Origin of the sequence: Microbacterium sp. JB110 (assembly GCF_003335195.1) — a bacterium.
GTDB lineage: Bacteria > Actinomycetota > Actinomycetes > Actinomycetales > Microbacteriaceae > Microbacterium.
This window is the reverse complement of record NZ_QPGM01000011.1, coordinates 44,211-58,277: the sequence shown is the minus strand read 5'-3', so window position 1 is coordinate 58,277 and position 14,067 is coordinate 44,211. Positions and strand designations below refer to the sequence as shown.

The following is a 14,067-nucleotide window of genomic DNA, read 5'->3' as shown; positions in this document are numbered from 1 at the left end:
ATTGCCTTCCATCACCGCACGCGACGCGGAATCCGAGAAGATGATTTCCGTTATTCCAGTTATCGGCGAGACTGATAGCGCGTCCTCGTCGGGCGCCTCTGTATGATCGGGCTCGCTGATGCGTCTCGCCGCCGGATCTGCGCCACCGATATCGAGAACGGCAGTCAGGGAGGAGCACACCACCATGTCCGAAACGCCCTACCTGTCCCGTCTCGACCTGAATCTGCTCGTCTCGCTCGATGCCCTTCTCAGCGAGCGCAGCGTCACCCGGGCCGCGGAACGGCTCCGGCTGAGCCAGCCGGCGCTCAGCGCATCGCTCGCAAGGCTGCGCACGCATTTCGGCGACCCGCTTCTCGCGCGCCGCGGCAACACCTACGAACTCACTCCCCTCGCGGTTCGCCTCGCTGAGCACACCAGCACCGCGCTGGATTCAGCGCGACGCGTGTTCGAGAGCCAGGCGATGTGGACACCGCACGAGTCCACACGAGAGTTCACCATCTTCGGATCCGACTACGGATTCACGACGATCGGCCCGCGCGTGACCGCCTTGGCTTCCCGCGCCGCCCCCGGAGTGAGGTTCCGCTTCGTCCTGCACACACCGGCTGTGGTCTCCGATGCCGCGCATCACCTGCGATCCGTCGACGGCATGATCCTGCCGCACGGCTTCCTCACCGACCTGCCCTACGCCGATTTGTGGTCAGACGATTGGGTGCTGCTCGTCGCGGATTCGAACACACGCGTTGGCGAGCACGCCACGATGGCGGACCTGGCCGAGTCACCGTGGGTGTTCACCTACCAATCGCGCACGGCCTACACGTCCGCGACCCAGCAGCTCCACCAGCTCGGTCTCGAACCCCGGGTGGAGGCCGTGGTGGAGAGCTTCCTCGCGCTGCCGCACTTCGTCCTGGGCAGCAATCGCCTCGCGCTCGTTCAACGACACCTCGCTGACTCGTTCCGCGGCATGTCGGGCATCCGAATCCTGCCCCTTCCGTTCGACGCGACCCCCATCGTCAACGCCTTGTGGTGGCATCCGGTGCACAGCCGCGACCCGGAGCACACATGGATGCGCGAACTCATCACACAGGCGGCGACCGAGCTCACCGCGCCGTAGGGCGTCGGCGTCACGTTGCGGAAGTGCCGGCGTCTATCGCCGACTTCCTATTCGTCGCCCAGCGCGTCATTCGCCGGAGCGATGAAACGGTCGTCGAGCAGCGCGTCGAGATCGACCTCCTCGGTCAGTTCTCCCGCGTCGGTCAGGCGCTGCACGGTCTCCTGCCAGACCTCCGCGTCGAGCTGGCCGTAGTCGGCGCCCTCGCGCGGCGACCAGCCATCAAGCCCGAACTCGAACAGGGAGCGCGCGACTTCCTCGTTCTCCCATTCCTCCGGCACGCGTTCGCGGAGGAGCTGCTCGAGCTCATCCGGGTTCTGCAGCCCCCAGTCTGTGCCGCGCGCGACGGCGCGCAGGAACCCCTCGACGGCGGCATCGTCGGCTTCCTCACCGATCACGAACGCGCCGGACGGCGTCTCCGCGATCGACTCGGGCGTGATGTCCTGCAGCTCGTAGCCGACCGCCTGCACCGCGGCGAAGTCGAGCACGGAACCGGCAAAGGCATCGAACTGCCCGCCGTCCAGCTCGTTCGCGATCACCTGGCCACCGCCGCCGACGGTGACGAGGGTCACGTCGTCGAGCGTCAGCCCCGCAGTGTCGAGCGCCGACGCGATCAGCGCGCGCTCTTCGTCGGAGGAGATGCCGATGGTCGCGCCGTCAAGTCCGGAGACGTCGACGATGTCGCCGCCCGCCGGCACCACGATCCCCTCGGGTGAGAGTCGCGTGGCGTCGTAGACGACCGCCAAGGACGGATCGCTGGCAAGGGCGAAGAAGATCTCACCGGCTGACGCCGCGGCGATGTCGGCCGAGCCGCTCGCCACGAGCGACGAGGTCGGCAGGTCCTCACTCGCCGGAGCGACTTCGACGGCGACACCCTCATCCTCGAAGTAGCCGTTCTCCTCCGCGACGATCACGGGGAAGTACGCCATCGACTCGGGCGTCGGCTGCGCCCATATCAGTTCCAGTGCGTCGCCGTCCTGCGGCTCGCTGCCGCAGGAGGCGAGGGTCAGAGCTGCCGCGCCCGCAAGGGCGAGAGCTGCGACGCGGGTCCGTGTGGTGATGTGCATGGTCACTCCTCGTTGAGTAGGCACTGACTGGATCTCTGAATCTCGGGTGTGGGTCACGAACGCCGGGGCGACGGAGGCTCCTGGGCACCGACCACAGTCGTCGCACGATGCTGAGCACGTGCCTCGCGGCCGGCGAGCCTGGCGTCGTTGCGCCAGAAGACGACCCACCTCTCCGCCCCGGCCATGGCGAGATACAGCAGGAGGCCGAGGACGGTGAGGGCGATCACGACGGCAAAGGCAGACGCCACGGCGAGCTGATAGCTGTACCGGGTCACCAGCACTCCGAGCCCGCGCTCGGCCGACACGAACTCGCCGACGACCGCACCGATCAGCGCGAGGGTCATCGCGGTCTTGAGACCGGCGAAGATCGTCGGGAGCGCACGCGGCAGCTGCAGACGCACCAGGGTCTGGAAGCGCCTGGCACCCAGGGAGCGGAACAGCTCCTCCTCCGTGCGATCCGCGGAGAGCATTCCCGCCGCCGTGTTCACGTAGACGGGGAAGAAGCAGATCAGCGCCGCGATCGCGATCTTCGACGAGTACCCGAAGCCGAGCCATGCGATGATCAGCGGTGCGACGGCGACGAGCGGGGTCACCTGCAGCGCAACCACGTAAGGCGACACGGCGCGACGCAGCAGGCTCGACATCGACGCCAGCACCGCGAGGACGAAGGCGAGCCCGCTTCCGATCCCGAACCCTGCGACGGTTTCGAAGGCCGTGGCCGCGATGTGCTCCCAGATGCGCGCCTCGGCGAACTGGTCGATGAGTGCGATCACGACTTCGCTTGGTCGGGGAAGAATGAGCGCACTGACGAGCCCAGCTGCAACCGCCGTCTCGACCGCCGCGACGAGCAGCACCAGCAGTGCGATCGCCGGCCAGATGATCCGGATCGTGGCGGTCGCCCCGCGCTGCGACGCGCCGCTCATGCCGCACGCCTTCCGTGGTCGAACGCATCCCTGACGCGGTTCAGCAAGTGGGCGAAGTCGCCACTGCGCAGGGTCTGAGAGGTTCTCACGTCACCGAGTCCGACCTCGACCTGCTCCGCGATGCGCCCAGGTCGCGGACTCATGGCGACGACCCGGTCGCCGAGCAGCACGGCCTCGGAGATGCTGTGTGTGACGAGTACGATCGTCGCGCCCGTGGCCCGGCGGATGTCGAGCAGCTCGAAGTTCAGCTTCTCTCTGGTGAACTCGTCGAGTGCGCCGAACGGTTCGTCGAGAAGCAGCAGGTCGGCGCCGGTCATGAGCAGACGTGCGAGCGCCACTCGCTGCTGCATACCGCCGGAGAGATGGTCGGGGTAGCGGTACTCGCTGCCTTGCAGACCGACGAGCTCGAGCAGCCGGTCGGCCTCTGCGCGATCGTTCTGCGTCGGCCTGCTGTGCAGAGACTTCGGCAGCATCACGTTCTCCCGCGCGCTCAGCCACGGCAGCAGAGTGGGCTTCTGGAACATGAATCCCACGTCGCGCCTTGGCTCTGACACCTCCTCGTCGTGCACGCTGACTCGGCCGCCGGTGGGCGAGATCAGGCCGGCCGCGAGTCGGAGCAGCGTCGACTTGCCGCAGCCGCTCGGGCCGACGATGGTGAGGAATTCGCCGGTGCGGACGGACAGGTCTATCCCCTCGAGTGCGACAGTCGTTCCGAACGACTGCGTCACCCCGTCGAATCGGAGAGCCTCGGACGAAACAGCCATGCAGATTCCCTTCTCGCGCACGTCGCTGTGCACCACTGACGCTAGGGGTGATCCGCCCCATAATCACGACGGAATGATTGATGACCACTATCGACGCGGTCGATATACCTCACCTCAGCGGCGCGGCACATCGCCCCGGAGGTCACTCCGCTGCGTCGCCTGAGCGATCCGCGTGGCCGAGGCTCTTACTCGGCGCGATCACGTCGCGGACGCGCCGCTTGAGTTCGACGATCTCAGGGAAGCCGCCGTCGCGCTTGCGGTTCCACACCCGCTCGTCGCCGATGTCGATCCGGAACACGCCGCCCATTGCCGGGATCAGCGCGATCTCACCGATCTCCTCGTCGAAGGTCTGCAGCAACTCGCCTGCGTACCACTGTGCGCGCAGCTGCCAGCGACACTGCGTGCAGTAGGTGATCTCGACCCGGGGCGTCGCCATGCGTCCACTCTGCCAGCGCTATTCGCTCGCCGCGTCACGCGGGTACTTCGGCAGTGCGAGCAGGATCGCCGAGCCGAGCACGAGGGCGATCACCGCAATCACCAGCGACGTCGAATAGCTCCCCTGCGCCGCGTACAGGTAGCCGGCGGTGACCGGCCCGAGGGCAGCGCCGATCGTGAAGCACGAGTAGATCGCGCCGTACAGCCGACCGAAGGCGCGCGGGCCGAGGTAGCGCGAGCTGAGGTACGACATCAGGTCGATCTCGGCGCCGAAGGCGATGCCGATCAGCAGCGCCGTCAGCGGTGCGAGCGCGGCGCCGCCCACGAGCAGAACCACGCAGCCGATCGCGGCGAGCACGAACAGCGGAACGCCGACATGGATCGCGTTGAATCTGTCGAACGCCCACCCCAGGATCGGACGGGCGATCACCGTGCCGAGCCCGACGAGCGACGAGAGCAGCGCGGCGGTCACGGGGTCGACGCCGCTGTCGATCAGCATCGGAATGAAATGCGGCACCATGCTCAGAAGCGCCCACCCGATGAGGAAGAAGATGGCCAGCAGCATCCAGAACTCTCGCCGACCGAGCGCGGCGCGCGGTGTCATGCCGCGCAGCGGAGCCGTCGCTGTGCGCTCGCTCGCCGCAGGGATCTTCGCGAAGATGAGACCGAACAGCGGCACGATCGCGAGAACCGCCATCGCGAGGAACGTCGCTCGCCAACCGAAGCCCTCAGCGATCGCACCCATCATCGGCGGGAACACGAGCCCGACCGACCCGAGTCCTGCCGCCAGAATGCCCAGCGCGAGCCCCCGGTGACGATCGAAGCAGCGCGAGACGACCTTCGCATACACGACGGCCGACGTTCCCGATCCGACGGCCCCGATCACGGCATACGAGGCGAGGAACATCCACAGCGCACCGTCGAAGAAGGTGAGCGACAGGATCAGCACAGCGAACAGCGGGATCGCGATGAACGAGACGATCCGGATGCCCCGCTTGTCGGCGAGCGCCCCGGTGAACGGCAGCAGCACGGCGAGACCGATGCCGCTCCACAGGTTCACCTGCACCACGTCGCCCCGACTCCAGCCGTATTCCTCGCCGAGCGGCACGACCAGCACGCCGACGAAGTAGGCAAGTGCCGCATAACCGAACGCGGCGCCGAGGGTGGCGAAGATGAGCGCGGGCAGCCCGCGGCGGAACTCCGACTCGCGAACGGCCGGCTGCTGAGGGGCTTGGGTGGGCGAACTCGTCATTGAGGATCTCCTTCGACCGAGCCATTCCACACGACCAGTGCCACGCACGAAGGTGATATCCGCTGTTCGCACCGCGCGCGTCGCCGATACCGCGCATCACGATCACCGATGCCGTGCACGCACGCGAGCAACGCTCACACAACTCTTCATTTCTGGCACATCTCCGGTGGTGCGCCCACCCGGAGATGTGCCAGAAATGAAGAACTACCGGGCCCTCAGTGCGCCCCGCGCCGCATCCGCTGACTCAGTTCGTGGGCGTGGCCGAGCAGCGCACGGCCGAGACTGTCGCGACGGTCCTCGCCGAAGCGGAACTCGACGCCGGTGATGCTCAAGGCCCACTCGGGGCGACCGGCGCGGGAGAGCACGGCGGCGCCCATGCCCCAGCTGCCCTCGACGATGAGCCCCGGGTTGACGGAGTAGCCCCGGTCTCGTGTGTCGGCGAGGCGCTCGCGCACGCTCGGAGCGGAGTGCGCCTCTCCCCAGCGCGGCACGAGGTCGTGCGCGTCGAGATATGCCCCGGCCTCCTCCTCGGGCAGCAGAGCGAGGATCACCAGCCCCGCCGATGCGACCCCGAGCGGGAACCGCACGCCCTCGCTGAGCACGTGCGACCGGATAGGGAAGGCACCGTCCTCGTGCACGAGGCAGACGGTCTCATCCCCCCGGCGGACAGAGAGGAACGCGCTCTCCCCCGTGGTCGCCGCCAGCGAGTGCACGATGTCGCGCGCTCGCTCCGTCACGTCATACCGCTCGGCGGCGACCGAGCCCATCAGGAACAGCTCCGGCCCGGGGAACCAGCGGCCGGTCGCCGGATCCTGGTCGAGCAGCGCCTCGAACCTCAGCGCGCTGAGCAGGCGGTGCACCGTGGGCCTGGACAGCCCTGCTTCCGCCACCAGGTCGGCGGTGCGGGCGCCTCCCCGTTCGCCCTGCGCCGTCACCAGTCGCAACAGCAGCGCCGCGCGCGCCACCGACTGCGCGCCGCGCGGCGACCTCTCGTCCATATTATGGACGCTACCGTCCACATCATCCGCCATGCAAGCGATTCTGGACGCGCCGCCGCCGCGCGCCGCACACTTGTCGTGACCCAAGCGCCGAACACAAGGGAGTGACACTGCGATGGACAAGACGTGGGGCTCGGCTGCCGAGGCCGTAGCCGACATCCCGGATGGCGCCAGCCTCGCCGTCGGAGGATTCGGCCTCTCCGGCAACCCGACGGCGCTGATCGAAGCGCTCTACGCGCAGGGGACATCCGGTCTCTCGGTCGCATCGAACAACTGCGGCGTCGACGACTGGGGCCTCGGCATCCTTCTCGGCGCAGGGCGCATCCGGAAGGTGACCGCCTCGTACGTCGGCGAGAACAAGGAGTTCGAGCGACAGTTCCTCTCCGGCGAACTCGAGCTCGAACTCACCCCGCAGGGCACGCTTGCCGAAAAGCTGCGCGCGGGCGGCGCGGGCATCGCGGCGTTCTTCACCAAAACCGGGCTCGGCACGCAGGTCGCCACGGGCGGCCTGCCCCGCCGATACGACGCCGACGGCAGCGTCGCGGTCGCCTCCCCGGAGAAGGAGGTCCGCACCTTCGGCAAGGGCGACTACGTGCTCGAAGAGGCGATCGTCACCGACTTCGCACTCGTGCACGCACTGCGCGGAGACCGGCACGGCAACCTCGTCTTCAACAAGGCGGCCCGCAACTTCAACCCGCTCGCGGCGATGTCCGGACGCGTCTGCATCGCTCAGGTCGAGGAGCTCGTCGAACCCGGCGAACTCGACCCCGACCACATCCACCTGCCCGGCGTCTACGTGCACCGGATGATCGAGGTCGGCACCGACACAGAGAAGCGCATCGAGCGGCGCACCGTTCGCACCGAGGGGGCATGAGCATGGCACTGACACGCGACGAGATGGCCGCCCGCGCAGCTCGCGAGCTCACCGACGGCTCGTACGTGAACCTCGGCATCGGCCTGCCGACGCTCGTTCCCAACTACGTTCCGGATGACGTGACGGTCGTTCTGCAGTCGGAGAACGGCATCCTGGGGGTCGGGCCGTACCCGACGGAGGAGAACGTCGATCCGGATCTGATCAACGCAGGCAAGGAGACGGTCACGACTCTGCCAGGCACGTCGTTCTTCGACTCGGCGACGAGCTTTGCGATGATCAGAGCGGGCAAGATCGACGCCGCGATCCTGGGCGCGATGCAGGTGTCGGTACGAGGGGATCTCGCCAACTGGATGATCCCCGGCAAGATGGTCAAGGGTCCAGGCGGTGGAATGGATCTCGTCTACGGCGCGGGCCGGGTGATCGTACTGATGACCCACGCCGCCAAGGACGGCTCGGCGAAGATCGTGAACGACTGCTCGCTGCCGCTGACCGGCCTCGGCGTGGTCGATCGGATCATCACCGACCTCGCCGTGATCGACGTCACCGCCGACGGCCTGGTGCTGCGCGAGCTCGCTCCGGGTGTCACAGTGGAAGAAGTCGTCGCCGCGACAGAGCCGCCGCTGACGGTGGCACTGAGCGACGCGGAATGACCCGCCAGATTCCGGAGGCAATCGCCATGACTTCAGCAGACGACATCGTTCTGGTCGCCGCGGCGCGCACGCCGCAGGGCCGGATGAGCGGGCAGTTCGCCTCGCTCCCCGCGACCGCACTCGGTTCGCGAGCCATCGCGGGCGCACTCGAACGCGGCGGCATCGTGCCAGGCGACGTCGACGCCGTGATCCTCGGCCAGGTGCTCGCCGCGGGCGCCGGCCAGAACGCCGCCCGCCAGGCCGCGATCGGCGCGGGGCTCGGCTGGGATGTGCCGGCGCACTCGGTCAACAAGGTGTGCCTGTCGGGTCTGACCGCCGTGATAGACGCGGCCCGGATGATCCGGACCGGGGATGCGACCACGGTGGTCGCCGGCGGCATGGAGTCGATGACCCTCGCACCCCACCTGCTGCCGAAGTCGCGGGGCGGCTACGCGTACGGCTCGATCGAAGTGCTCGACCACATGGCCCACGACGGGCTCACCGACGCCTTCGACGAGGAGAGCATGGGCGCCTCGACCGAGAGGCACAACGCCCGCTTCGCCCTCACCCGCGAGGACCAGGACGCCGTCGCGGCACGCTCGCACCAGCGCGCAGCCGCCGCACGCGAATCAGGACGGTTCGCCGCGGAGACCGTCCCCGTCGAGGTGCCGCAGCGCAAGGGCGATCCGGTCTCGATCACGGCCGACGAAGGCATCCGGCCCGAGACCACATCCGAGACGCTCGCCCGACTGCGCCCGGCCTTCGCCGCGGACGGCACGATCACAGCGGGCAACGCGTCGCAGATCTCCGACGGCGCCGCGGCCGTGGTCGTCACCACGCGTGCCCACGCCGAGGCGAAGAGCTGGGACGTGCTCGCGACACTCGGCGCGAACGGCCAGACCGCAGGCCCCGACAACTCGCTGCAGGCCCAGCCCGCCCAGGCGATCGCACGCGCCCTCGACAAGCAGGGCATCACGGCGAGAGACCTCGACGTCGTCGAGATCAACGAGGCGTTCGGCGCTGTCGTGGCCCAGTCGCAGCGCGAGCTCGGGCTGAGCGACGACGCGGTCAACCCGAACGGCGGCGGCATCGCCCTCGGCCACCCCATCGGCGCTTCGGGCGCCCGCCTGGTCGTCACTGCCGTGCACGAACTCGCCGCCCGCGGCGGCGGCACCGCGGCCGTCGCGCTCTGCGGCGGAGGCGGTCAGGGCGACGCGCTCATCCTGACGCGCTGAGACGGGCGTCGGCGGCCCTCCCGCGCCGCGATCACCCGCCTCACCGGCGTCGAGGTCACCGCACGCTGACCCACGCTCCGTAGACTCGGCTCGACGACAGTCGGTGAGCGCGAGGGAGGCGACGTGACGGCACGCACGTGGTTCGCCGCGGTCAGGTTCGCGGCGGCGGCCACCTGCATCGCGGCGCTCGTGCACCGTCTGTTCTGGGGCCTGGGCTCACAGACGATCGCCGGGCAGAACTTCTTCGCCTACCTCACGATCCAGTCGAACATCGCATTCACGGCAGTCGCCATCACCGCGGGCCTTGTCGCCCTGCGTCGTCCGGTCGATCCGCGCTGGCTCACCGACATCCGGACCATCGTGCTCAGCTGGACGATCACCGCCGGGCTCGTCTTCGCCCTGCTGATGTGGCAGGCGGGGCTGCGCGGCATCCCGATGACGGTGCCGTGGTCCGACGTGGTGCTGCATTTCGGGCTGCCGGTGCTCACGATCGCGGCATGGATCTTCGGGCCAGGACGCCCCAAAGCGCGCTGGTGGCTGATCCCGTGGGTGCTGCTGTTCCCGGTGGTGTGGGGACTGTTCACGATGTGGCGCGGCGCGTTCATCGGCTGGTACCCGTACTATTTCCTCGACCTGCGACAGGTGTCGGGCATCGGCGAGTTCCTGCTCACCAGTCTCTTCGCTTTGGCGGTGTTCGCGGGGGTCGCGAGCGGCCTGATCGGCATCAGCAAGGTGCACCAGACGGTCCCGGATAAGCGGATCGCTCCGGATGGACGGAGTCGCCCCAGCCCGGATCAGGACTCGTCGGCAGGCGCCTCGGCGAAGAACGCCAGCGAGTCGACAGCGGCCTGAGCGGCCTCGTCGTCGCTCATCTCCGCGAATGCGCGCGCGGCGTCACCGCCGATCAGCCCGACGAGGATCGGCTCGCCCGTCGACGGCTGCAGGTTGATCCAGGTGCGCACGGCGGCATCGCCGTCGACGACATGCCACAGCGCCTCGCTCGCCTGCCAGAAGGGTTCGTCGAACCTCAGCCACACGGTCTCGACGGCACCAGAGGCGACCGAATCGATTGCGGTGCGGTACGGGAACGGCAGCGCCGGTTCGAACTCGATCGAGCCGTGGCGCAGCACGCCGATCGGCGTCGTCAGGATGACGCGATCGGCCGAGAGCGCCTCCCCCGTCGACAGGCGCAGGCTCACGCCGTCGCGATCGTAGGCGACGCCGAGCACGGTCGTCTGGAGCGAGATCGTGAGGTCGTCGACGGCCTCGTCGACCACGGCACCGAGATCGCCGGAGAGCGCGACCGGCTCATCCGGGATCGTCGGCGGATACCACGACGACAGCTCGGCCGCCTCGGCCCCGGACCTGTCGGTCAGGTAGGCCAGCGCTGCAACGAGCTCCGCGCTCTCGACATCCGCCCCGGATTCGACGAGCGCATCGCTCAGCGCCGCATCGGCGCTGAGCTCCGCCGCCCGATCGATCGCAGCGCGCACGGGGTCGAGCGGCGGCACGTCGGCTGCGCCCTCCGGACCGCGGGCCGTCTCCCCCTCGAGTTCGTGAGTGACGATGCCCTGCTGGGCGAGGCTCTGGTGCAGTGCCTCGGCGTCGGAGTCGGTGAGCCACGTGCCCAGCTGCGGCGCCACGGGCCAGTCGTCGAGATCGACGGTGCGGATGCGGCCGCCCGTGCGGTCGCGCCCCTCGATCACGGTGACGTCGAGCCCGGCGTCGGCGAGGAAGCGCGCCGCTCTGGCTCCCGCGATCCCGGCGCCGACGACCATCACGCGCTCACCAGGTGAAGCGGTGTCGGCGACGAGGGCTGCGGCACGCAAGCCGTCGCTCGACGCTCCCTGCATCGTGCCGATCGGGCTGCCCAGCCCGTCGCCTGCGAAGAACACACGGTTCTGGATCGGCTCCGCGAGGACCGCTCTGTCGGCCTCGCCCGAGCCGGCCGGCACGAAGGCACGCGCACCGCGGGAGTGCGGATCGGTCGTCCACTCGCTGCGCACGAAGCCGGCGGGAGCCGGGACATCCTGCGACGGCGTCGGCGTGACATCCGGCTCTGTCGGCGTCGGATCCGGATCCGGCCCCTCCGACACACAGGACGCGAGCAGCATCGCGACGGCGCCGGAACCGGCGCCGACGAGCAGCGAGCGTCGCGTGATCCTCATGTCCGGTCAGCCTATCTCGCGCCGGAGCACGTGTGCACAGCGCGGATGCGGAGCTGTCGCAGTTCCCCCGAACCCTGGCGACGGCCCCGCATCCGCGGATCTGTCTCGCGCGCTATGCGCGCACCGCGCGGCGCAGCACCAGCGCTCCGCCGAGGAGCACGAGCGCCGCGGCCGCGATGGGCAGCACGGGCGAGAACTCCGCTCCGGTCACGGCGAGCTCGCCATCCGCATCGGCCGCCGCGACGATCTCGATCGGCGCAGAGCCGATCGTCGTGCCGTCGGCCGCCCGCACGACGATGCTGTGCTCGCCGAGCTCAGCGTCATCCGGGATCGTCGCCTGGATCGTCGCGTCTGCGGCGACCGTGCCGGTCACCAGACGCTGCGGCTCCGAGTGCAGCCACACGGCGACCTCTTCGCCTTCGCGGCCGGCGACCGTGACGCTGATCGTCTCGCCGCGCTCGGCCGAGGTCTGAACACTGACCGCGCCGTCCTGGTCGCTGTCGGCGTCGTCGCTGTCCTCGTTGCCGCCGTCGTCGCTGCCGGCGTCATCGCCGTCTCCGTCGCCGCCCGGAGTGCAGTCGCTTCCGGCCGATGTGCGCAGCGAGACGCCCTCGTGGGCGGAGTCGGACATCCACTGCACCGTCGGCACCGTCTCGGCCGCCTGGTCGCACCAGGTCATCGCGACGCCCTCGTTCGTGTACGACGGGTCCATGCCGGCCGGCGCCGCGTACTCGTCGACGCGCTCGAAGGCGCCGTCCGCGATCCGGAACTCCGCTGAGCGGTTGTCGCACTCCTCGTCGCACTGTGCGAACAGCTGGTTGCCGCCTGCACGCCAGTCCAGGCCCATCACAGAGGCCACGGCCTCGCTCGGTGCGATCGTCTGCAGCTCGGTGATGCTGCCGTCCGCCTCGAGAACGACGACGTGGATGCTGCCGGTCTGCTCGATGCCGACGGTGAAGATGCCGCCGAAGTGCTCACCGTATGCCGACGGGTCGTAGTCGAGCCCCGCCGCGAGCGCATCGGCGTCGGAGATCCACTCGATCGCCTCGGCGCCGCCGTTCGCGCCGAGTGCGCCCGTGAGCTCCGCGAGGTTCCACTCGTCGGTCGCCGCGACGGCGCCGGGCTCGCCCAGCTCGAAGCGCAGGACTGACGGACGACTCACGTCTCCTTCGTCATTGTTGCGCTCCGTGGCGAGGTAGATCGCGTCGTCTGCGACCGTGATGCCCTCGCCGTCCGGGGTGCCGGTGCCGTCAGGGTAGCTCGGCTGCCAGGTCGCGTCGACCGTGTACGTCTCGGGGCCGCCGGCCAGGCGCGAGATCTCACCTGCATCGTTGTTCACCGCGTACACCGTGCCGTCGGGCGCGACGTCGATGCCCGACATGTCATCGCCCCAGGTGCCGGCTGCGACCGCGTCGGTCACCTCGTCATTGTACGGCCACGGCGAGACCTCGATCTCCGGCTGAACGACCTCGGAGCAGTTGTTGGCGAGCTCGAACGTGCCCTCGCCTGACTCGGTGAACTCACCCGTCATGTCGGGGCAGCGCGCCAGCGTCGTCGACGCGTGCTCGGTCCACTCGACCTCGTCGACGAGCAGGCCTGCGGCATCGCGCACCGTGACGCTGTCGCCGCCGCCGAGGCCGAAGTTCGGCTCGGTGAGAACGCCCAGGTATCCGCCTGACTCGATTTCGGTTCCCTCGGCGAGCACAACCGGGTCGTGCGACGCCTTGTTGTCGATCAGCGTCCATCCGGACACGTCGACGGAGTTGTTCTCGTCGGTGTTGGCGAGCTCCACCCAGTCACCTCGGGCGTCGCCGTTCGACTCGATCTCGTTGATGACGACAGGCGCATCGCTCGGCACATCCGGCTCGTCCTGCTCCTCTTCGCGCACGACGTTCGCCTCCCCGGGGGTCGGCTCGGTCTCGACGAAGTCGCCTGTGCCGTCGGGCAGCCTGCCCTCGCTCGCCGCATGCTCGGTCCACTCGTAGCTGTCGACTGGCTGCTCCTCGGCGGTGAAGAGGCGTGCCATGTCGTTCTTGCCGAGGCCGAAACCGTCCTCGAACGACTTCGGCTCGATCACGAAGTACTCGCCGGGAGCGACGGTGGTGCCGTCAGCGACCGCGACCGCGTGCTCGTCGTCGTCGTCGCGCAGGATCCATCCGGAGATGTCGACGGGCTCTGCACCGACGTTGGTCAGCTCGACGAAGTCGGGAGCGTCGGTGCTGCTCGTGGACTGGACCTCGTTGATCACGATGTCGGTTTCGGCGGCGGCAGCTGCAGGGGCCGCGACGGCGAGGCCGCAGCCGAGAACGGCGACAGCAGTCGCCGCGAGGAGGGAGCGCTTGGCGGGGAGTGAGGTTCGGGTTGACACCCTCGCCATGGTGCGGCATCGGCATGACACGACGACCGGCTCGACGTGAACCTCGGATGAACATGGGGCGAACGCCCGCCCGTTCCAGTGGGGTGGATAGGAGGTGAGAGCGGGCGCTCGCAGTGCACACCGGGCGGGACTGACAACCGCCGAGCGCGCGTCCCGCGTCGACACGCGACGCGCTTCGACACTCCCGCCGCCGGATACCGGCGACGTTTCACCGTGATGACGATCGTGTGAAACCGA

Annotated in this window: 13 protein-coding genes; 5 read left to right on the top strand and 8 right to left on the bottom strand. The window is 69.0% G+C overall.

Annotation, left to right across the window (positions count from 1 at the left end):
• Positions 1-184: 184 nt before the first annotated feature.
• Positions 185-1,111 (top strand): LysR family transcriptional regulator, encoded by a 927-nt coding sequence (locus CIK77_RS16625; RefSeq protein WP_087055182.1) that lies wholly within the window; start codon positions 185-187, stop codon positions 1,109-1,111.
• Between the two features lie 47 nt (positions 1,112-1,158).
• Here the strand turns inward: CIK77_RS16625 and CIK77_RS16620 are convergent, their stop codons facing one another.
• From CIK77_RS16620 to CIK77_RS16595, 6 genes are all read right to left on the bottom strand, one after another.
• Positions 1,159-2,175 carry an ABC transporter substrate-binding protein gene (locus tag CIK77_RS16620; protein ID WP_087055183.1) on the bottom strand — a complete coding sequence of 339 codons (1,017 nt, stop codon included), beginning with the start codon at positions 2,173-2,175 and terminating at the stop codon, positions 1,159-1,161.
• 53 nt (positions 2,176-2,228) lie between these two features.
• On the bottom strand, positions 2,229-3,098 hold the full coding sequence (locus CIK77_RS16615; RefSeq protein WP_087055184.1) for an ABC transporter permease: 870 nt from the start codon (positions 3,096-3,098) through the stop codon (positions 2,229-2,231).
• Positions 3,095-3,862: an ABC transporter ATP-binding protein gene (locus tag CIK77_RS16610; protein WP_087055251.1), complete on the bottom strand. Its 768-nt coding sequence runs from the start codon at positions 3,860-3,862 to the stop codon at positions 3,095-3,097. Before CIK77_RS16610 ends, CIK77_RS16615 begins: the two co-directional genes overlap by 4 nt.
• Positions 3,863-4,004: 142 nt before the next feature.
• Positions 4,005-4,298, bottom strand: coding sequence for a SelT/SelW/SelH family protein (locus CIK77_RS16605; RefSeq protein WP_087055185.1), 294 nt, complete (start codon positions 4,296-4,298; stop codon positions 4,005-4,007).
• A gap of 18 nt (positions 4,299-4,316) precedes the next feature.
• A complete protein-coding gene (locus CIK77_RS16600) occupies positions 4,317-5,549 on the bottom strand; it encodes an MFS transporter (protein ID WP_087055186.1) in 1,233 nt (410 codons plus the stop codon).
• Between the two features lie 215 nt (positions 5,550-5,764).
• Entirely contained in the window at positions 5,765-6,547 is a 783-nt protein-coding gene (locus CIK77_RS16595) for an IclR family transcriptional regulator (RefSeq protein WP_087055187.1), read from the bottom strand.
• 115 nt (positions 6,548-6,662) lie between these two features.
• On the opposite strand from CIK77_RS16595, the gene CIK77_RS16590 reads away from it, so the two are divergent.
• The 4 genes from CIK77_RS16590 (at position 6,663) to CIK77_RS16575 (ending at position 10,137) form a co-directional block, all read left to right on the top strand.
• Positions 6,663-7,421, top strand: coding sequence for a CoA transferase subunit A (locus tag CIK77_RS16590; RefSeq protein WP_087055188.1), 759 nt, complete (start codon positions 6,663-6,665; stop codon positions 7,419-7,421).
• 2 nt (positions 7,422-7,423) lie between these two features.
• Entirely contained in the window at positions 7,424-8,071 is a 648-nt protein-coding gene (locus CIK77_RS16585) for a 3-oxoacid CoA-transferase subunit B (protein ID WP_087055189.1), read from the top strand.
• Positions 8,072-8,097: 26 nt separating this feature from the next.
• Positions 8,098-9,285, top strand: a complete 1,188-nt coding sequence (locus tag CIK77_RS16580; RefSeq protein WP_087055252.1) for an acetyl-CoA C-acetyltransferase — start codon at positions 8,098-8,100, stop codon at positions 9,283-9,285.
• 123 nt (positions 9,286-9,408) lie between these two features.
• Positions 9,409-10,137 (top strand): Pr6Pr family membrane protein, encoded by a 729-nt coding sequence (locus CIK77_RS16575; RefSeq protein ID WP_087055190.1) that lies wholly within the window; start codon positions 9,409-9,411, stop codon positions 10,135-10,137.
• Here the strand turns inward: CIK77_RS16575 and CIK77_RS16570 are convergent.
• Both CIK77_RS16570 and CIK77_RS16565 read right to left on the bottom strand, forming a co-directional pair.
• The gene (locus tag CIK77_RS16570) at positions 10,080-11,453 is read right to left on the bottom strand and encodes a flavin monoamine oxidase family protein (protein ID WP_087055191.1); all 1,374 of its coding nucleotides are present in this window, start codon (positions 11,451-11,453) and stop codon (positions 10,080-10,082) included. The two genes, CIK77_RS16575 and CIK77_RS16570, sit on opposite strands and share 58 nt — an antisense overlap.
• Before the next feature lie 112 nt (positions 11,454-11,565).
• The gene (locus tag CIK77_RS16565; RefSeq protein WP_170934148.1) at positions 11,566-13,821 is read right to left on the bottom strand and encodes a lamin tail domain-containing protein; all 2,256 of its coding nucleotides are present in this window, start codon (positions 13,819-13,821) and stop codon (positions 11,566-11,568) included.
• Positions 13,822-14,067: the final 246 nt, after the last annotated feature.